This is a genomic window from Paenibacillus sp. FSL K6-0108, from assembly GCF_045040695.1.
GTDB classification, from domain to species: Bacteria; Bacillota; Bacilli; order Paenibacillales; family Paenibacillaceae; genus Paenibacillus; species Paenibacillus pabuli_B.
In genome coordinates this window covers 3,506,142-3,526,937 of record NZ_CP150288.1, presented here as the reverse complement: position 1 = coordinate 3,526,937, position 20,796 = coordinate 3,506,142, and the positions used below count along the sequence as shown (strand labels likewise).

At 47.0% G+C, this 20,796-nt stretch carries 12 protein-coding genes; all 12 read right to left on the bottom strand.

All coding sequences use genetic code 11. From position 1 onward, the window contains the following. Positions 1–225: 225 nt before the first annotated feature. The 12 genes from bshB2 to MHB49_RS15985 all read right to left on the bottom strand — a co-directional run bounded on the left by bshB2 (position 226) and on the right by MHB49_RS15985 (position 20,759). Entirely contained in the window at positions 226–900 is a 675-nt protein-coding gene (gene bshB2 / locus MHB49_RS16040; protein WP_175382813.1) for a bacillithiol biosynthesis deacetylase BshB2, read from the bottom strand. Positions 901–923: 23 nt separating this feature from the next. After that, entirely contained in the window at positions 924–1,268 is a 345-nt protein-coding gene (locus MHB49_RS16035) for a YojF family protein (RefSeq protein ID WP_405156842.1), read from the bottom strand. 100 nt (positions 1,269–1,368) lie between these two features. After that, entirely contained in the window at positions 1,369–2,286 is a 918-nt protein-coding gene (locus tag MHB49_RS16030; protein WP_405156841.1) for a deoxyribonuclease IV, read from the bottom strand. Positions 2,287–2,469: 183 nt separating this feature from the next. Continuing rightward, positions 2,470–4,941, bottom strand: coding sequence for a family 43 glycosylhydrolase (locus MHB49_RS16025; RefSeq protein WP_405156840.1), 2,472 nt, complete (start codon positions 4,939–4,941; stop codon positions 2,470–2,472). 333 nt (positions 4,942–5,274) lie between these two features. After that, positions 5,275–6,603 (bottom strand): family 43 glycosylhydrolase, encoded by a 1,329-nt coding sequence (locus tag MHB49_RS16020; protein ID WP_405156839.1) that lies wholly within the window; start codon positions 6,601–6,603, stop codon positions 5,275–5,277. Positions 6,604–6,653: 50 nt separating this feature from the next. Continuing rightward, positions 6,654–8,333 carry a carbohydrate-binding protein gene (locus MHB49_RS16015; protein ID WP_405156838.1) on the bottom strand — a complete coding sequence of 560 codons (1,680 nt, stop codon included), beginning with the start codon at positions 8,331–8,333 and terminating at the stop codon, positions 6,654–6,656. Between the two features lie 30 nt (positions 8,334–8,363). Further along, complete coding sequence (locus MHB49_RS16010) at positions 8,364–9,224, bottom strand: NAD-dependent epimerase/dehydratase family protein (protein WP_405156837.1); 861 nt, start codon at positions 9,222–9,224, stop codon at positions 8,364–8,366. A gap of 34 nt (positions 9,225–9,258) precedes the next feature. Next, complete coding sequence (locus MHB49_RS16005; protein WP_405156836.1) at positions 9,259–10,482, bottom strand: enolase C-terminal domain-like protein; 1,224 nt, start codon at positions 10,480–10,482, stop codon at positions 9,259–9,261. Positions 10,483–10,528: 46 nt separating this feature from the next. Next, entirely contained in the window at positions 10,529–16,090 is a 5,562-nt protein-coding gene (locus tag MHB49_RS16000; RefSeq protein ID WP_405156835.1) for a glycosyl hydrolase family 28-related protein, read from the bottom strand. A gap of 123 nt (positions 16,091–16,213) precedes the next feature. Continuing rightward, complete coding sequence (locus tag MHB49_RS15995; RefSeq protein WP_405156834.1) at positions 16,214–18,973, bottom strand: alpha-mannosidase; 2,760 nt, start codon at positions 18,971–18,973, stop codon at positions 16,214–16,216. Positions 18,974–19,034: 61 nt separating this feature from the next. Next, positions 19,035–19,853 carry a carbohydrate ABC transporter permease gene (locus MHB49_RS15990; protein ID WP_405156833.1) on the bottom strand — a complete coding sequence of 273 codons (819 nt, stop codon included), beginning with the start codon at positions 19,851–19,853 and terminating at the stop codon, positions 19,035–19,037. Between the two features lie 12 nt (positions 19,854–19,865). Then, the gene (locus MHB49_RS15985) at positions 19,866–20,759 is read right to left on the bottom strand and encodes a carbohydrate ABC transporter permease (protein WP_024631712.1); all 894 of its coding nucleotides are present in this window, start codon (positions 20,757–20,759) and stop codon (positions 19,866–19,868) included. Positions 20,760–20,796 lie beyond the last annotated feature (37 nt).

Below are 20,796 nucleotides of genomic sequence, written 5' to 3'. Positions count from 1 at the left end.
TGTGGTCGTGTCGTTTCAGAGGTTTCCTCATTTTCTGTCGTGGGAGTTGAAACCGACTCATTGGTTTGTAGAACGAAATCCATTCAATTGTATCACTCTTTGCAGGAACTCATCAGATTATCTCCCTCACTCCAATTAACACTCAAACAACATCACATGTTTTAAACAGAAAAAGTCGCCATAAATGGCGACCTTTTACGCAAATTAGATTTTACAAACGAATAGTTAATCGAACTTATAGGTCCAAAACGCTTCTCTTCCAAACCGATTTCGGATTTGTTCATCATCCAATTCCCGCTTGCCGACAAGTTCAGGCGCTTGGAATTGCGAACGGTGAGCTCGAATCGATGCCATTTTCTCGGCAAGGAATCCGCTCACATCCTCAATCACATCCGCTTTCCCGATGCTCTCCTCGTGATTGTTCGAGAATGCACAGCAGTAGACGATAGGTCTCTCTTCAGCCGGCAATCGGCCAATCGTTCGCGTAACCGCAGCTCCGGTTGCATCATGATCGGGATGCACACTATAGCCCGGATAGAAAGTAATGACCAGTGAAGGGTTAAGCTCCTTGATCAGGGCCAAAATGTGGCCATCTAGCAGCTCAGGGTCTTCAAACTCGATCATTTTATCATGAAAACCGAGCATCCGTAAGTCTTGAATACCAATCGCATTGGAGGACTCTATGAGTTCATCCTTACGGATTATTGGCAAGGTGACCCGGTTGGCAAATGGAGGGATGCCCATATTACGTCCCATCTCCCCTAGAGTCAGGCAAGCATAAGTGACTTGAGCACCGCCTTTTATGTACTTCGCCAATGTTCCCGAAGAACTGAACGCTTCATCGTCTGGATGGGGAAATACAACTAAAATGCGTTGATGTTCAATCTGTTTGTTATTCATGCTTATTTGATCCTCCGCTTTCATCAGAACAATTCCCGACTAAGTTGTAAAGCTACAACCAGCTTTCCTTGACTATCGTGACCAGCCAGAATAATTCGTTCTTTTTCCAACTCGTCAATGTGTGTTAGTCCCTCAGCGTACACCCAGCCGTGAGTAGTCTTTAAGCCTACGCGATATGGGCCCGTGCCGGAGATCGATCCTTGCGTATATCGTATGACCGCATTGGAAATGAATGCCGACCCCGGATGCCTGGTGCTATCGAAGTGACTGGCGTAAGCACCTGACGTGAGTTCGAGGTGTAAATATAGGTCCTGATCGAGAAGTTGGTCGATCCGGTGTTGGATGTCTTGAGGCTCTATTGGCTGCATGGCGGCCTCCTTTTTAGTAAAAAGTAACGTACTCCACCATTTTAACATATGTCCCGTGAGAATAAACATGGAATGAGTGAGCGAAAGTTTGTAATACTCTCTATTTAATGTTTTCTAAAAAATCCTCTTCCTTCTGCACAGGCTCGGAGCACTCTCTTCTTAACAGGGAAATTTCATGTTGATAAGGTGCACTTTTATATTTTATTTTGCCAATCGACGGCGTCTCAAGCAGTTTTGGAAGTGACACGAGTTGGGGATGATGTACGATATAATCCAAAGCCTGAAGTCCGATATGTCCGTGTCCGATGTTCTCATGGCGATCTTTTCTCGATCCCCGCACATTTTTGGAATCATTGATGTGCAGCACTTTCAATCGATCAAGGCCTAGTACCTTGTCAAATTGCTCCAGAACCCCATCAAAATGATGAACAATATCGTATCCGGCATCATGAACATGACAAGTATCCAGACATATGGAGAGTCGTTCATTCCGCTGCACGCCATTGACAATCTGTGCCAGTTCTTCAAAGCTTGCTCCGCACTCCGTTCCTTTTCCCGCCATCGTCTCCAACGAAATCTGAACGTCAGGGTAACGGTTGTCCTGAAGTACCTCGTTTAAACCCTGGATAATTTGCCGAATGCCAATGTCTACCCCAGCGTTAACATGGGCACCCGGGTGAAGAACAAGTTGATTTGATCCAAGTGAAGCCGTTCTCTCAATCTCATCCCGCAGGAATTGTACACTAAAATCAAATACTTCTCGTTTGTAACTGTTGGCCAGATTAATGAGGAATGGAGCATGCACCACAATATTGGAAATGCCCTGCTGCTTCATATGAATATGGCCTGCTTCTATATTATATTGCGAAATAGGTTTTCGTTTCGAATTCTGAGGTGCGCCGGTGTACATCAGAAATGTGGTTGCACCATAAGAAGCGGCTTCCTTACTCGCCTGCAGAAGCATTTCTTTACCTCCAAAGGATACATGAGATCCAATGAGCAGATCACTACTTTTCATTACCAGCCACCCTCTCCTGACGTATACATCATTTAATTATCAATGAAATGGGTCGGATTAGCTAATGGGAAATGGCGGTGGTGAAGGAGATCAGAGGAAGGCAAAAAAGCCGCCAATTGGCGACCTTTTTATAAGATTCAGTTCTCTTAACAACTGTTTCATTCTCAACGCTTAGCTTCCGGTTCAAGGAGAAACAGATACATTATCGAAATGCGTGTGCTTATTAGCTGTTCTGACACCGATTTTGCCATGCGTGAACGGATTCAGGCTGTTGTCTGTATAATCGATCTTCGGGTTGACCATGTCATCCACAAAAACTTTGATGTTTGTGCCCTTAACGACAACTTTCATATGATACCAGGTATTGGTTGAATACGATTGTGCATTGCTCTTGAGCAGGGCCCAATTATAATTCATCTTGCCCAGACTGACTCCGCTTGTAGTCAGATAGGCGTAATATCCTTGTAAAGCATCATAATTGTTCTGGCCTCGCTCCGTGCCGTGGGATGCATTGGATACTCTGACGAGCAAGCCTCCGTCACCCCCTGTATCGATCATCTTGATATCGGACTCCACCGTATAATCTGCCCATTGCGAATCCCCGATTGTGGATTTGGCAGGTCCGGAGCTGGCTGCACTGTATTCACCGTTCTCTACCGCCCAAGTTCCTTCAAACCTGGTCCATCCGTTATCGTCTCCGTCGTTAAAATTATCGCTTAAGCTTGTCACATCAGCATTTTTCTGAAACGTCATTCTTGAGAAATCGGCCTCGCCTGTTACGAATTCAACCTTTAACTCCCGCTGCCCTGCGTTTAAATAGACCTTTTTCTTTGATACGGTTTTCCAATTATCCCATCCACCCGTATTAGGTATATTGACGATACCCGTTAAGTCGGTCGTACCATCCCACAGCCGGATTTGAGCCCCGTCCAACGAGGTAGCCATACGAAAATCAATATCATAGTATCCACTTGACTCCACGTTTACTTTGTATTTATACCATTCTCCGGTCTGATTCCAGCCTAAGTTGAACAGTCCTTCGTTATTCAGGCGAATATCCCCGGCATCGGTCCGATAAGCCCCGCCCAGATTCCCAGCCGTTGTATCGTGATAAGCGACACCTTCGCCTCCTTTCATATAATGAACTGCCTCGATTGTGCCTGGAATCGGCTTGGAGGCATTCCATGCACTGCTTCCGTTCACATCATTGCTAAAAGCAGTATAGCCGAAATCCGCATGTGTATCCTCTGTCAGAACACCGATTTTACCTGCTCCTACATTGGCGGTACGCGTTGCTTTGAACATCCCATCTACATAGTATTTAAACGTTGAGCCTGATTTTTCTATCCGTATGTTATGCCATTTCGAATAATTGAAGTCGGCAGGCAGATCGAATGTTTGCCAAGCCTGATCCACACCGTTAATTCGGAAAAATGTCTCAAGTCTTTTGTTTTTCGAACTGATCAGCGCAACACCGTAATTGTTCTCATTCGTATAGGAGAATGTAGCGCCGTATCTCGGATTGGTGGACGTTCCCCGATTCATTTCCTTCATGTTAAATTCAGCCGTATAATCCGATGCGCTGCTTGAAGCCGTCACTTGTTTATACCAAGTTGAGCTGCCCATAGAATTTTGCCACATGAGTTCCTGATTGTAGATGCCCCAATTCCCGCCATTCACATTGGACCAATTGCTCCCGATCGCAGAACGATCGAAGTAGTCGTAGAAAACCGGCATTTCTGGATTGGGTTGATCCGTTGAAGTCGGACCTTGCACGATCATCTTGTCGTTATTCCATACAATTCGGTCCATGTTCAGATGCCGCAGCGGTCCGATTATTCCGTTGCCTTCCAAATTATGATACATCATATAGTGAGTATCCAGGTTAGGTCCTTTGACTACCGAGTTGTGTCCCAATCCCACGGTTGGGCCCTCTGTACGAATTAATACCGGGTTTGTGCTATCAGTTACATATCCTGACCTCGGACCTGTGGTGCTAACTGCCACATCCACCCGATATCCTTTGCTAAATACGTGGTTACCTGTATACGTCATATAGTATTTTCCATTTCGTTTGAAGACGGTTGAACCCTCAGTCCAGCCTCCCATCCCGACTCCTGTTGAAGCACTCGCTCCGATCTCAGTGGGGCTGCTCATCGGTGCTGCATCGATGCGGCCTTGCGCTGCGTGATAGAAGCTGAACGAGCCATCATCGTCAATGAACACATTACCGTCAATCGACTTTCCAAGATTTCCAGTGACTACATTGAAGGGTCCGGTAGGACTCGTGCTGCTCAGCACGTAATGACCTTTTCCGGCAGGTGATGTATACATGTAGAACATGCCATTCCAGTATACGACTTCAGGAGCATAAGCTCCGTGCGTAATGGGATCTGTTGCAGCTAATCCACGGTACGACCAATTCACCAGATCTTTGGAGCTCCAGACTTTGACACCGTCGTCCGTATCTCTTGTGCTTACGTACAGGTAATAGTATCCATTAAATTTCAATACATAGGGATCCCCGAGTCCATATTGTCCCCATTCATCCGGTAACGTTTGCGGATTTTGATAGGCTGTGGCAGGGAGCGGCACCGACGAAACCATTAATAAAATGACCAATAGCGTGAACATAAATCGACTCTTTCTTCTCACACGATTTCCTCCTAGTCTTTTTTGTTACCGCTTACAATAACATCAAGATTCTCTGCTTTCGCTGCTGTCTTACATCTGAAGAACTTGTTTTCTTCTGCACAACGGTTAACACTCATAACCGTTTTTACAGACATAATCCAGTCTCTTCAGCAGGTGTTGAAATCTAGCATAAAGTAAGCCGTTACAAATAGAAATAACATTTCGTTGTCATTTATTTGGCATTTTGTTGGAAAAAAGTGCTTATCATTTATTAGAACTCACTCGTTCATATAAACCAGAAAAACCTCAGGAAAACTCTCCTGAGGTTTAGACGTCTATCCCGTTTCTTACGTATTAATCAAACAACGGGGTAACGGTGAGACTTAAAAAATTGATCTCGCCATGTCCACCTGAAATTTTGATTGTGTTAACATTACCTTGCTCCAAAGGAACGGTGATATTGGTGACCCCGCCAAATTCCTGCAAACCGCCAGTAGATAGCGCATTCAGCAAGGAATAGTCCTTGTCATTAACCGTCAGATGCAATTTGGCCAGTCGCTCGCCTGTCGCATAATGAAGCTCAACCGATGCTCTGCCGCCTTCGCCTCCATCTACATTTTTAAACAAAGCGTACGCTTCTGAGGATTGAAGATTCCCGACCACGGTTTGCCCGGATTGCAATTTCCTGATTTCTGCTCCACCAAAAACTTGGCTGGCTGCGCCCGCATAAATCTTTCGTTGCTGGGCAGGAACCGGAGCTGGACCGACGGAGGACACACCCTCCCTCGTCTGAACCACAGGTCTGATGGAACCATCCTCATTAAATTCCAGATAGTCAATACATACGCTGCGAAGTGTGCCCTCCCCAGATATGGCTTGATTGTGATAAAAAAGATACCATTGTCCTTTGAATTCCACTACAGAACCATGGGTCGTCGAACAGCCGGTCGGCTCCAGAAAAATGCCACGATACGTCCACGGACCAAGCGGGGTTTCGCTTGTTGCGTATCTCATACGGTTGTTGTCTTCCAGATTATCCGCATAGGTAAGGTAATACAGATTGTTTCTTTTGAATACCCAGGCTGCTTCGTGAAAGTCTTCAAGCCCTTGCATTTCTGTCATGCCATCTTCCAGGGATACCATATCTTCATTGAGCTTGCCTCCCAAACAGACACTGCCGCCACCATAATAGATATAGGCGCTATTGTCATCGTCTACAAGTACACATGGGTCAATCAATGCAAACCCGCCAAGACCCTCGATATATCCCTGATCCGTAAAGCCATGTGCCGGGTAACTGCTGGTGGCAACCCCGATTTTCCAGGAATCATTCCAGTTCGTATCGCTCGGATGCGGATAATAGAAGTAATAGGTTCCATTCTTGTACGCACAGTCAGGCGCCCACATGAAGCCGCCCTCCGGTCTGCCCCAGGAAACATCGTCTGAACGGAGTATTTCCCCTTCGTCCAACCAGTGAACCATATCCTCCGAGGAGAAAACATGATATCTGTCCATGAGATCGCAGCCTCTGGCTGGGTCCATATCATGAGACGCGTAAATGTAAACTTTGCCGTCATCCCATACATGGGCCGAAGGATCTGCTGTATAAATAGATGTGATTGCTGGATTCATGGATGTAGTCTTTTGGCGTTTGGTTTGAAAGCCACTATGGTTAGTAGTCATATAAGTCCTCCTGAACGTAAACTTCCTTGCTAAAATCATGCTCTAAATGTCTATTGATGACTCGTTGGATGGTTTGCCGTCACTGGAATCTGGTTTTTGAACATGCGGTTGATATCCCCTGCAAGTCGGAGATAAAAGTCCGAAGATACAGCTACACCGTCGGCATCTAGCGACAGAAAATATTGATTGGATGGAATCATGGAGCTGTTCTCTGCCGCCTTAGCAACGGCAGTACCTTCATCGTATTCGTCAAACATCGCGATATATCCGGTATTGATACCAATACTCTTCAGATTGTAGGCCTGCCTCCACATGAAGTCACCATGCAAACGCGGGATTTGGTTTTTTGCACCACCGGTCATGTTGGACCATGCGAAACCCGGCCAGATAACGGGCTGATAATCAATTCCATTCTGCTGGGTGAAGGCCAGGTCAGGCTGAAGTAAATTTGTTTTGAAATTGTCGGCTTCCTGAATATTACCGAAACGGCCAACGGACCAAGGCGAGATCATATCCAACGATTTGTAGACGTTCATGAAGTCGGATCGGGAGTCATTGTTACCCGTTCTCCAATACGTAGGCACGCCGCCGATGACATAGATCCCCTGGTTCTTAAACCAACCGATTAAATCGGCCGCTTCTGAAGCAGTACCCGGACGATCCGTAAACCCAATACCCCAGATGCAGACCACCATCTTGCCGTTCTGCTTTGCATAGGCCGAAGATGATGGAAGGTGCATGTTGTTCACAACATTGGTCGTCCAGTCATGCTTGACCGCCTGCACCCAATTGCTCGCATTCATTCCCGTAATGTCGTACATGACATAGAACTTGCGATTATAGGCTTCCGCTGCATTCTTAACTTTGACGGCTACGCTGTCCCGGTTGCTTTTCCAATTGTTAGGTGTATCGCTCTCATCAGCGCCGAACCGTTGCAATGCCGCCCCGTCAATATTGTAGGTCTGCATCCATTCAAAATGCTTGTTGACCGTTTCCTGATCGTATGAGGAGAACAGCTTGGCAGGAGAACCATTGCCGAGGTTCGCCAAACTTGTCTGATACAGCTTGGAATATTCCCGAAGGTCCGGGTACAGTTCGAAATTCACATTGTTATTTGCTGATGGAGCACTGCTATTTTTGGACCAATGCACCCAGCCTCCGTTCGGCGAGCCATCTCCTGCTGCGTTGAACCAACCTTGATATCCGGCATACAGTTTGCCTACGACATCGCCTCCGCTGCCTGCAGCGGATGAACTGAATTTGAACCAGAGTAGATTGAACAAATTTCCGGTTCCGCCAGTGAATTTAAGATAGACCGTGTGTACACCAGTGGCACCACTGATCGGCCCCGACTTCGTTTGCCAGGATTGCCACCCACCCGTACCTGGAACAGCAACAGTTCCCGCGAGTGTCCCGTTTAGGCTATCCAGACGGACCTCAATCGTACCGCCACTGTTATTACTGGCCACTCTCACGTCGATTGAATTGGCACCGCTGCCAAAATCCACATTGTTGAATACAATGTAATCGCCGTTATCGATAAATGCGACATTTTGCCCTCCCTCGCTGGAACTTTCCAGTTGTACTCCGGATTGACTGTTATAACTGGAAGCCTGTGTTTGATTAAACGCGGAAGCTGCTGATACGATGGAAGGAGAAATAGACAAACACAACGTAAGAATCAATAATGCCGCACTTGCAAAAGCCAAAACCTTCTTGTTTTTTTGCATGAAATTTAGCATAGTATCCCCCTATTCATATTAGTTGCGCGTAAGCTGCTCATGTTCTTCATCCGCCCATGAATGCTTCGGACCACCCCAGGATAGAACGTCTTTCACCATTCCATTACTGACAATGGCTTCTCGATTAGAGAAAGGTTTCCGTAGATCTTTGACATCGGGATAGAAAGTGCCGAGCAATTCTGTCGTTTGGCGATCACTTAACGTATCATTAGCAGTAACATTAACGTGAACAGCCCCATCATAATCAGCGTGCAGAGCAGCCAAACAAGCATCCACGGCATCCCTGATATCAATGTAGCTCCACAATATGTGCTTGAACGTTTCCGCCTTCGCAATAGCCAGATGTCTGTACTCTCCCGGTCCCACAATCATTGAAAAACGGAGGGAAATCACCTGCATCCCGCTTCTTCGATGAAACATCTCTGCAGTGACCTCATTAACGATCTTGGACAGGCCGTAACATTCCTGCGGCTGTTGCGGATGCTGTTCATCCACCGGGAAATAATCGGGAGCGAAGGGTTTGTTGGCCCAGGCAAATCCGTAGGATGATTCACTGGAGCCAATGACCACCTTTTTTATACCGAGCAAAGCGGCTGCTTCCAGCACATGGTATCCGGAAAGTGTATTATTAGCGAAAATGTAGCTGTGTGGGTAGTGAAGCGGCGCAGGAATCGCTGCCAGATGGATAATCGCATCCACTCCGGCAAGCGCTCCCACGACTTGACCATAATCGTTCAGATCGACAATAATCTGTCTGCAACGCACCCGGTCAGATAGGTGTTTATCCAGCGATACGACATCATGACCTTGTAATTGCAGCTTCTCAATGACCTGTGAACCCAGCTTTCCGCCTCCGCCTGTAACTGCAATCGTCTTCATTTCTATATCTCTCCTGTCTGTTCTTGTCACTTCGTTAGGGTCGCACCAATGTCCCATCCGCTTTGCGGTCTAGAGGATACGGCCGATGATATTTGTTGGGATCCCATGAGTCACTTCGTAATGATTTGGCCTTCACTTCATCCAGTTCAATGCCCAGTCCCGGTTTATTGGAAGGATATAGATATCCGCCCTCTCTGACGATATGTCCCGGGAAAGCCTGCAACTCATGAGGTTTAAAATGATTGATTTCCTGGATACCAAAGTTCCACAGGGCCATATCCAGATGGACAGCAGCTGCCTGGTTAACAGGATCATTCTCTCCACCCTCCTGCCAGGCTGTTCGTACTCCGTAGGCTTCGCCAAGCGCAGCGATCTTGCGACAAGCGCTGATTCCGCCTGCTTTCGATACCCGAACTCTGATAAAATCGATCAACTTCTCTTGAATCAGACCAGTCCACTCCTGAGGATTAACAAATAATTCTCCCACGGCCTGCGGCGTAGCACTCTGTTGACGCAGCTGTCGATACCATCCGATCTGTTCCGGAGCAAGTGCATCTTCCAGAAAAAAAAGATGATAAGGCTCCAGCCGCTTCGACAGCTGAACGGCATGAATGGGAGACAAATGCTCATGCACATCATGAGTAAACTGAATCCCATTACCAAATTCCAGACGCAACTTCTCGAACATGTCAGGGATGGCATGCAGATACGCATGTTCATCGAATACAGGACCGCTGCTCCAGGGCTCGCGCGGCAAATTTGCGTGTTCGCCGCTGACAAATCCCCCGCCACCGTAACCTCCCATTTGCACTCGAATGACCGTGTATCCTTCTTCCATAAAACGAGATACGTCTTCTTTCAACTCGCTGATATCAGCACCTCCGGCATGGCCATAACAGGGAACTGCCGAACGGCAGGCCCCTCCTAACAATTGATATACCGGCAGATTCGCTTCCTTGCCCTTGATATCCCACAGGGCCATGTCAATTCCACCAATGGCCGTATGAAGTATTGCCCCATTTCTCCAATATCCGCTCATATGCATGAGATGCCACAAATCTTCAATCTGGGATGCATCCCTTCCTACGAGTAATGGTGCCAACAGTTGCTCGATGACCTGTACCACCGCTTCGGGATTATAAAGATCGGAAGCAGAACCCAATCCGTAAAGACCATCCTGATCCGTCGAAATCTTCACAATGGTCCAGCTTCCGTCATGCCTTGTACGTATGCATTCTATCCGTGTAATTTTAGCCATGCGTTTCACTCTCCTCATTTGCTCCATTTCGATCCTACTGGAAGATTTAAGGCAAACGGTTGTATAAACGATACAGCAGCACTGCGGTCTCAGCACGAGTCAGTGTATCTTCCGGATGGAAGCTGCCATTACTCCCCTCCATAATGGCTGATCTGGTTAATGAATCAATGGCATCGCGGGCATATGCCTTAATCAAATGAGTATCTTTATAGTCACCCAAACCGGGTTCATCTTCTGGAAGAGACTGCATCCCGATCACTTGCATAGCTCGGTAGATCATAACCGCTGCTTCTTCCCGGGTAATTGGAGATGCTGGTGAGAATCGATCGGGGCCTGCCCCTTGAATGATGCCCAGCGTTCTTGCGATATTTACGGACTGTTCGTAATAAACATGCTCAGGTATATCTGCGAAGCGTTCCACCTTGGTTCCCTGATCAGGTTGTAATTCTAAGGCGTTGGTAAGCAGAGTTACGAAATCCGCTCGGCGGATCATGGTTTGAGGTTGATATTCTGCCTCTGACATTCCACGAATAACCCCTTTGGATACTAGAACTTCGATGGCATGGCGGGCCCATGATAGCTGCTGTATATCCTGAAATGTTCGATTATCCTGAGTAATTGCATAAACTCCGTTTTGCCGTGTTTTGAAAATCATTTGTTCCGATTTTTTGTTGAACTTCCCATTTGGAATGGAGATCATTTGCCCGTCATCTGCGATACGTCGTACTGTGAGTTTTTCCGGGTCCAGCAGTTCAGTTACATTAGGCTGATAAGGCAAACTTACTGTGATTGGCGTAATGGAATTCTGCCATGCAACGGATTTGCCGTCCGATATCACAAATAATGAAATTGCAGGCCGCTCTCCTAAGTCTGATTTCATCTTCGCACTCCAAAGGCTTCGGTCTGTCTTACTTAATACCAAGGTAATACGCTCACCAATCGTTCCTTGGGTATTAGCCAGCAAATGGCTCGGAACCAGCAGCACTCCCCATGCTGTTCGCATCTCCAGCCAATGGGTAGATGGTGTTTCCTGCAAAAAGCTGGATGGAAGTGTCAGAGCATACCCTTCAGCACCATCCACGGATTCGATGTCTACAATCAGCTTCTTTTTCCCGTCCTGATCAGGGGTGATGCGGTTGAATGCATCCTTCATCATCTTGTTGGTGAGCTCGGCTGTTGCCAATGCAGCAGCTTTATCCAGCTTAGGCTGGAGCTTCATTACATCACCAGGAGCGACGGGGGTTGCTTCGTTCTTCCCTCCAGTCGGAGAGCCTGCTCCATTCCCTTGCTCTGAACCTGAGCCCGAACCCGAGCCTGACTGTGGATTGGGTCCCCCGGGATTCGGATTGGAACCTGATGTAAGAGCAGCGAGTCTTACAAGTAATGAGGACTTCAACGTACCGCCCGGCAGCAGAGTGACGAAGTTGGCCGCTGTATCTATAGAGGTAACATCTTTCTTTTGCTCCGCAGTACGAACACTCGCCTCAGCCGATTGCTCCAACAATGTCACGTAATCACCCGTAAGCAGATACAAGTTTCCGAATAATCTTGCATCTTTACTTGTACCGATACCACCATTAAACTCCATAAAGCCTGATCGTCCTTCGCCATCGTTTTCGTTGACAAGCAATGCAAAACCGATAGGTTTGTCAGGTTGGAATGAATATCCTTCCTGATGAAGCGCTTCAAAAGGCAGCGTAATTTGATAATGAGTAATATGGGTCGTCTCGTCCCGGGTAATGTTTGCTGAAGCGGATTCCAATAATCCTGTAGCAACCCCTTCCGGAGCTCGCCATCTCCATTTCGTGACGACACCTTCCTGATTCAGTGCAAAACCAAGCTCATTCACCTGTTTGCTGGCCGCACCATCCTCTTTGCCAAGGTCAATACCGAGCTGTAGACTGTCCCCCCGCCATATATCGCCATTGGTATTGGATTGATGGTGAATATCGTCCTTGACATCCACCTTGAGAACCAAATTTTCCGCATCCCAACTTGCTTTAGCTTGAATGCTGAGGTCATTCGGGCCTGCCCAGCTTCCACCGACGCTGTTGTAATGCTCCGGACTGGACACCTCAATGGATGGCAGCGTTCCTACAGCATCCTTCTTGGCAGCAAAGGATTGTGACAGTTTGACTGAAGTCTCATAACGGAATCCGTTTTCAAGCGTTACTCTGAATTTGAGCAAGTCACTTGATATATAGGGAAGCGCCACATCCATGCTTTTCCCAATGCCCAACCCCTCAAATCGCACGGGCTTAAACATCGCATGATACACACTAGGTTCAATCAGTTCAATCTGCCCTTTCAGCAAAGCTGCACCTGCAACATTCGTCAAAGTCAGCGTGCTTCCGGGATCACCTGTTCTGGATGGATCATATCCAAGCTGGTTCAGTTTGAGTGCCAAAGGAAACAGATTGGTACCCGTCACTTTTCCAGGAGGTGCCTCATTCTCAATCTGAAAACCACCATTAAACAGGTTGTTGGATATCACCATCTTCTCTACGTTTGGACCTGCAACCACATGATTCGTACGTGGCTGTTGAAAATAGGAATTGTAGAGGGTAATATCCCCACCGATTGCATTAATGCCGATTTCACCAACGTTGGTGAAGTTTCCCTGCTGTATGCGGATATCTCCTCCGTGAATATCAAAAGATCTTGTTGTGTCTCCCCACATGGACGTATTGAAGAACACCGCTTTGGAACCAAAGTCTGGCCCAACCTCCACGTATACCTTGTCTGTTGTACTCATGGAAACAAGCTCTGTATTGATAAACGAAAGACCTGCTGTTCCCGCATGTTGTAATACGGATCCCTTTTTACTGCCATCCGTGCCATGACCAATAACGACTGCTTCGGGCCCTCTTCCATTCTGTTCTTCAAAATGAATACCGTACTTTGATCCGTATACAAATGTATTGAAAATAACCTGATTGGTAACATCCCCAATACGGAAGGCGTCCAGATTCTCTTTTTGATAATTCCAAATTTGATTAAATTCTTCATCATTCGATGGATGATTCGGATAATTGTTCCGACCATAATAATGCGGATTGAACTGCACATTCCGCATGTATCCTCCGTCTGACCCGCCACCAAGATATATGCCTTCTTTGAGCGGTGATCCCGCTACATAATCGATATAATGACCACTTGTATCATGGGTGCCAAAGTCTACAGCCTGATAGGGATTAACCAAGGTTGTGTCGATCAGGTATACGTTTTTCCCTTGACCTTGCACAGTCCAGGCATAAGGCTTCACCGGATTGGCATCAGACCATGTTTGTTGATCGTAATAGACGGATAATCCGCGTAATCCAGCTGCTTGCTTCAGCTGAATGAAGGCATCGGCATCCGGGTCGTTTTCTCCATAGTTCGTAAAAATAACGGTTCCATTCCCGATCGTATGATGAGGTACATCATAATTGCCCCGCAGTTCTACGGCAGTCGGGACCACCAACGCCTGCTCAACGCGATATATGCCAGCCGGCATATAGACCGTACCTCCACCTGCAGCCTCCGCATCATTTAATGCTTGTTGTATCGCCTGGGATGAATCAGAACCTCCTGTGTTATCAGCCAAATAGGGCTGGCTCACTACGTTAAACAATTCGCGAGTACCCGGCTTGGGCTGCACAGCAATATCCACTGAAGGAACATCTGGGATCGTTTCCAACACCAAATCTTCTTCCTGATGGATGTTCAGTTCCGCCGAGGTACTTTCATCGTTCACTGCAAGGTTGCCTTCGTGTCCGGAATGTATGGCATTGATTGTAGCCACATCTCCCTGAAGAAGCAGGTGCCGATCCTGTTTGGCGAAGGTAGAACTACCCAGTATAAGCGAACCACTTCTGGCAACTATGGCATAATCTCCGCTTCCTTCACCCCAATTCTCGAAAGAACTACTCTCAAAGGACAGCGTTCCACGCCCTTCATTCACAACCGCATGTTTGGGCTCACCGCCCACCGTAACACTGTTAAACTGGGCAATGGAGTGAAAACCTTCCGTTGCATAAATGGCAACAGGATTCGGACCAGCACTCGCTTCGAATTGACTGTCCGTCACCAGCAATCCATAATCGTTGACACCTTCAATCTTCAGCGCTACGTTGCAATCGTCGATCTGGATCTTGTACAGCTGCGCATTGGCTGTTTCGAGGCTTCCTGTTCTTGTCGTAATTCGTATGCCTGTCTTATAACCCGAAATATGAATATTCGACATGTACTCCCAATCCGAGCGCCCCATTACGATACCTTCTGACTGTTGTATCATATATTCACGCAGTTGAGACCGTACAGGTGCTCCTGGCAAACCTGAACTTGCCCATACATCCGGGGACAGGTGAAGCTCTTCCAGTCGCCCAATGTCTGTTGTGAAATCCAGAAAAATACCCGTTTTCAGTGTAGTGCCGTATACACCCTTCACATAATGAAGTTCGTTCCATTCCGGACCAATCTTAATCCCCTGGTACGCATTGACGAGTGTTACATTTTCCACCGTAGCACTGTCACCCGGAAGCTGCTCCAACGTCCATGGATAGGCCACCGGATTATTCATATTCTGTTCGGGATACCAGATAGACAAATGTGTTACCCCACTGGAAGGCTCCATCTTTATGAAGCTGTTCCCGTTAGCTTGACCTTTGCCACCATATACAGCAAGGATTGTACCTTTGACTAACCCGCCATGCTCTTCGGGATTCCCCCAATCTCCGCGAAGCGTAACGCCTGTTGGAATAACCAGCTCTCCGGTTAATTTGTAGGTTCCGGATGGCACGAACACAACTCCGCCGCCTTGATTTCCCGCTATTGCCAGCGCTTCCTTGAACGCTTGAGTATCGTCTGAAATTCCATCCCCTATTGCTCCATAATCCGTTACGCTCCGATCTGCAATGACGATATCTGCCGTAGGAAATTCCGTATCATAGACCTTGGTCTGAGCACCCGTCTGCTGCTGAGGCTGCTTATGGACGGTTACTTTGGTGAGATGAAGTTCCGGATTGTTGGCTGGTGCCCCTGCGCCGCTAACCCCGATTCGGAAATCCGCTTCATGCGTGCGGTTACCGAAATTGGCATCACTCAGCTTGAAAGTATGGGTCTTCCACGTTCCCGTGTTTTCATACCGGAACAACGGGGCATCCTTGAAACTGGATTGCTTCGAATCGTATTGGAGAACCATGGCTCCACTATCGTTATCGTAATATTCAACAGTGACGAACACGTCCTGATCGGTATTTTCAAACAAATATTCATCCGCAACATTGAAGTAAAAATACAGGATGTTATCGGCCGGATTTGTTGGATTCACCGTCTGATTGGTTTTCCAATACGCCTTGCCGTCAAACGTCCCCACTTGAAGCCCTGCTGAAGGTCCATCGCCGGGACGAGCCGTTATGCCCTGCTGCACAGGAGTTTCCCCCAACGTAATACTTACTGAGTCAGGTGACACATCATTTAGATGGACGTCTCCCTGTTCAGTAATATCTCCCCCCTCTGCTGCCGCATGTGTGGTTGCTGGTGTGATGTATAGCCCTGAACATAACATGACAATCGTCAACAGCACTGAAATGGTACATCTGGCACCTAACCTTAATCGTTTGTTCACAATCGTACCTCCCATTCACTTGATCATGTAATCAAGCTGCACGAAAACAGGGTTGTCGTATGTGGAACATGATGCATCCGTTTTCAATCCGCAGCAGTGGAGAGAACTCCAAGACTGAATTGTTTATTTTAAACGTGTTGTGGGTTGAATGCCGATCGTCTGAATTTTTGCCGGTCCCACATTCAAAGTATAACTTCCCTCATCCGCTACCTTCATGGCTTCACCTTGATCTTCAACAATTGTACTTTCGTACACTTCCTTAGCCTCAAACGAAGGCGTTACTTTCAGTGAAGTCGTCTCCGATGATACATTGAACACCCTGAACAGCATGTCATCATTTGCCTCGCCCCGTTTAAGCGCACTGAAAGCGAGATGATCGCCCTCCCATTGCAAAAACTCGTGGGTAGCGGGTAACGTGCCACCATGTACCCCTGTCTGTTGAACGGTCCAGGGAACCGGGAACTGATAAGCCTGCACATAAGCATCGGATTCAATAACATCCAAATCATGTGAGATGAGCTCCATTTCCAGAATGTGCTGTCCGAGACATTGGGCCTCCGGCGTTGCAAATACGCCCCAATCCCCAAGCTCGCGTACCCCACGCAGCAATGTCACAGCAATGGTATTCTGACTAGCTAATACTTCGTACTCATTAAGACCCTTATTCGCAATCGTCAGCCCTTCGCGACCATTACTGATACTGACAAATGCATTTTGATGCTGCGCATTGCTGGGATTTCTCCATTCCGCTTCCGGCTGTATCGGGCGCTTTGCCAGTTCGTAAATAGAGTCAACGGTAACATGACTTGCTTCGAGTCCCGTTTGGAACAACATGCGAATTCGATGATCCTGAACCGTGTTATCGATATAGCTTTTAATGCCAACCGAACGTCCCGTTTTTTCAAGGCTTAGCTCTGTACGAATGCTCACCTCCCTAGTTTCATCAAGCCGCCGGGATTTCCGGTAACGAAATGGAACCATGGAGCGGATCTCTTCATCCAGTAGTTCATCTGCGCCTACCGGAAGCTTCCAGTTATGCACGATCTCATAAACGGCTTTCAGTGGTGTATGATGTACCAGCTTAATCTGGGCAGGCAGTCCCTGCGTAGTTAGCGGAGCTTCTTGATCCGGTTGTCTGTACATATACTCATTTCCGATATCCCCCGTATCCTCATAAATGCCAAGCCCTGTATAATTACGACCGTTCACTTTATCCAACATGGTAAACGATCCATCCCCCGCAATCTCGATCCGCACATAATCGTTCTCCATCACTTGCTCTTCTGTAACAAGTTCAGTGGCAGTCAGTTCGCTAAGCGCATTCTCTCCAGAAACACGCTTAGGCACAAGAGCAAAAGTATGATATCCAAAACCAGGGATGTTCTGGACATGAAGCTCTACATCCACTTGATATGCCCAGTAAGGTTGACGGAATCGATCATCTGGCAAATCATATCCAAATGTCGGTCCAACGGGTGTGATTACGGCTTCCATTTTCTTGCCTTCCGAGTTCAATACAACCCAATCGTTCGAGTCAAAGGCTTCATATTCGCGCTTAAACTCCTGATACTTTTCATGCGGAGGCTGGTGGTCAAAGTAACGTCTCTCAACGTCCATCCTAGTTACAATCACATTGGATCGTCGATGTCCCGAAGTATTAAACACTACAAAAGGCAACGCACAATCTGCGTCAAAGCCAGATGTATCCACGGATTCGGCTATTGTACGAGCACTCTGAACCGCTATGGCTTCCGCCACTTCTTGCGATTTGGCAAATCGGGTCATCATTTCCCTATGGACCTCGTCAACACTGCACCCGCAGATGCTGTCATGAGGATGATTCTTCAGTAACGTCTTCCAGGCATATAACAGCTCATGCCGTGGATAAATGCCTGTAGATAGAGAGGCCATGACTGCCAGCGGCTCAGCCACTTTCTCCAGTAACGTCTGACTTATTACATTTTGCTGTTTGATATATACCCTTGCTGAAGCCGTATTTACAAGTGTGATCCAGCCGTCGGTCCATTGGCTTCGAAGTTCACCGCGAATGACGTCCAATGATTGTGGTTTCGCTTTTTGTATAGCCTGAATGTACTCGGGAAAGCTTGAATGACGAAACGTCACGTCTGGCATGATCTCGGTGGCCGTCTTTAACGCTTGTGTCAGATCCTTCTGAAGCGGCTGATGATCGCATCCGTTCATGAACAGGAGTTCCGAACTTGAAGCAAACTCTTCTGCTGCAGCCAGCTTTTCGGCCCAGTAAGCTTTCGCCTTCTCTGGTTCCACCGGAATTTCCATTCCGTTGTTGTACCAATTGGCGAACAGGATCGCCAGTACACGAGTACCATCGGGAGATTCCCAATACATCTCCGAGTATTTGGAGGTATGTTCATTGCCTGACTGAATTTCGTTATTGAACCCAACTGGCTTCACTCCACGTCCATATACAGCTACCTCAATGCCTGCCTGGCTAATGAGCTGTGGTGCCTGCCCCATATTGCCGAAGGAATCCGGGAAATATCCGATTTTCGCATAACCTCCCATTTGTTCAGAGGCTTGAATCCCAATTAACAGATTGCGTGCATTGGCTTCACTGCTGACGAGGAATTCATCTTGAAGGATGTACCATGGACCAACGATCAGCTTGCCCTCTTCAATTAACTTGCGGACCTGATTCGACCGGTGCGGCATAATTTCCAGGTAATCCTCAAGCACAATAAATTGCCCATCCAGATGAAAGCTCGTAAATTCCGGGTCTTTTTCAAACGTCTCAATTAAATCCTCCATAAGCTGAACGAGCAGCATTCTGTGCTTCTCGAAGGATAGATACCACTCCCTGTCCCAGTGAGAATGTGCGACAATATGCGCGGTTTTTGTAGTCATTCATTTCATTCCAATCTTGTATGATTTAGTTGCTGTGGATTGTTAACGCGCCATCATAAAATTACATTTTTACTGAACCTACCGTCATGCCCTTGACATACATCTTCTGCATGAACGGGAAGGCAAGCAGGATTGGAATGACCGTAATCAAAGCCCCTGCCATAAGTTCATTCCATTTCTTGAATGAAGATGAGTCCAGATACATGAGTCCCATCGGTAACGTAAACATTTCCCGGCTATCCACGATGATCATCGGCCACAAGATATTGTTCCAGCTTCCGATAAAGTTCAGAATGGCAATAGTTCCGATCGCAGGCAAAGCCAATGGCAGATAGATTCTGTAGTAGATTTTGAAATTGTTGCATCCGTCCAGAACGGCGCTCTCATATAACTCATGTGAGATTGTACGGAAGTAACTGGTAAATAGGAAAATGGCGAAGGGTGCAGCACCATTAATCATGGGCAGAATCATGCCAATATACGTGTTTTGCAGCCCCAGATTGGTCATGTTGATATATAGCGGAATCAATGTGGTTACCCCTGGAACAAGCAGCAATGCAATAAACGTGTAATAGATGAATTTTTTGCCCCGATAGACGAACTTGGCAAACGAATAAGCCATCATGGTATAGATGAGAATGACGCCGATAATCACGACCGCACTTACGATCACGCTGTTGATGAAAAACTGATAGAAATTTAATTTGTTCCATACGTCAGCAAATGTGGACCACATCGGTGCAGCTTGTGGAAACGGACTTTGTGGATTGGCTAATGCATCCTGTGATGTCTTCAGCGAAGTGCCGATCATCCAGACAAAAGGATACAAGCAGGTCAATCCGTACAGGATTAGAATGATATGTTTAATATATTTGACCATGTGCTCCTCCTTTTAGATGTCTGCCTTGAATGAGCGAATACTGAATATGGCTATGGCACCTGTAATCAGAAATGATACCCACCCGATGGCGCTGGCCAGACCATAATCATTGTTTAAAAAAGCTGTACGGTACACAAGTGTACCAATAACCTCCGAACTGCCAGCCGGTCCGCCGCCCGTCATGATGAACACATTCTCAAAGGCCTGAAAGGCTCCGTTCACCATCTGAATGACGGCAATAAGCGTGATTGGCTTCAGTAACGGCCAGGTAATTTTCAATATCATGGTTGTTTTCTTGGCACCATCCACACTTGCTGCTTCATACAGTGTCGGATCAATGGAAGTCAGACCAGCGTAGTACAGAATCAGCGTTCCTGGCAGACCGCCCCAGATTGATGTCAAAATAATACCGAGTAAAGAAGTAGACGAACTCCCCAGCATTCCACCTGGTACAGCAAGGAAATCCAAGCCCATCCATAAGAATAATGAGTTGAATGCTCCACTAGGTTCAAACAAACCTTTCCATACATAAAAGATAGCTACGCCGGATGCGATCATCGGCAAAAAATAAATCGTCCGGTACCACGTTGCTGCCTTCGTATTTTGCAGTACAAATGCCAGCACAAGTGCGATTGGAACGACGACCACAACCTGTGAAACGGCAATAATCAGATTGTGCAGAACGGCATTATAGAAATTCCGGGTTACAATCGGATCATCACCGAGCAGGAACTGACGGAAATTCGCCAGACCTTCAAACCTTGCTGTGGAAAAATCGATCCCCGACCAGTTATAAAAGCTGAGCATGATCGAGAATCCGACCGAATACACGCCGATGGCAAGAAACAAAAGCACGCCGGGCAGTAAAAATAGATACGGCATCCACTTATTTCGACTTTTTATCATGATCAATCACCTTTTGCTCTCAATTTGGCAATCGACA

What these genes read in the sequence shown, in the direction of transcription:
- bshB2 (WP_175382813.1), bottom strand. Translation starts at nt 900, where the DNA reads ATGAATAACAAACAGATTGAACATCAACGCATTTTAGTTGTATTTCCC.
- MHB49_RS16035 (WP_405156842.1), bottom strand. Translation starts at nt 1,268, where the DNA reads ATGCAGCCAATAGAGCCTCAAGACATCCAACACCGGATCGACCAACTT.
- MHB49_RS16030 (WP_405156841.1), bottom strand. Translation starts at nt 2,286, where the DNA reads ATGAAAAGTAGTGATCTGCTCATTGGATCTCATGTATCCTTTGGAGGT.
- MHB49_RS16020 (WP_405156839.1), bottom strand. Translation starts at nt 6,603, where the DNA reads ATGACTACTAACCATAGTGGCTTTCAAACCAAACGCCAAAAGACTACA.
- MHB49_RS16015 (WP_405156838.1), bottom strand. Translation starts at nt 8,333, where the DNA reads ATGCAAAAAAACAAGAAGGTTTTGGCTTTTGCAAGTGCGGCATTATTG.
- MHB49_RS16010 (WP_405156837.1), bottom strand. Translation starts at nt 9,224, where the DNA reads ATGAAGACGATTGCAGTTACAGGCGGAGGCGGAAAGCTGGGTTCACAG.
- MHB49_RS16005 (WP_405156836.1), bottom strand. Translation starts at nt 10,482, where the DNA reads ATGGCTAAAATTACACGGATAGAATGCATACGTACAAGGCATGACGGA.
- MHB49_RS15995 (WP_405156834.1), bottom strand. Translation starts at nt 18,973, where the DNA reads ATGACTACAAAAACCGCGCATATTGTCGCACATTCTCACTGGGACAGG.
- MHB49_RS15990 (WP_405156833.1), bottom strand. Translation starts at nt 19,853, where the DNA reads ATGGTCAAATATATTAAACATATCATTCTAATCCTGTACGGATTGACC.
- MHB49_RS15985 (WP_024631712.1), bottom strand. Translation starts at nt 20,759, where the DNA reads ATGATAAAAAGTCGAAATAAGTGGATGCCGTATCTATTTTTACTGCCC.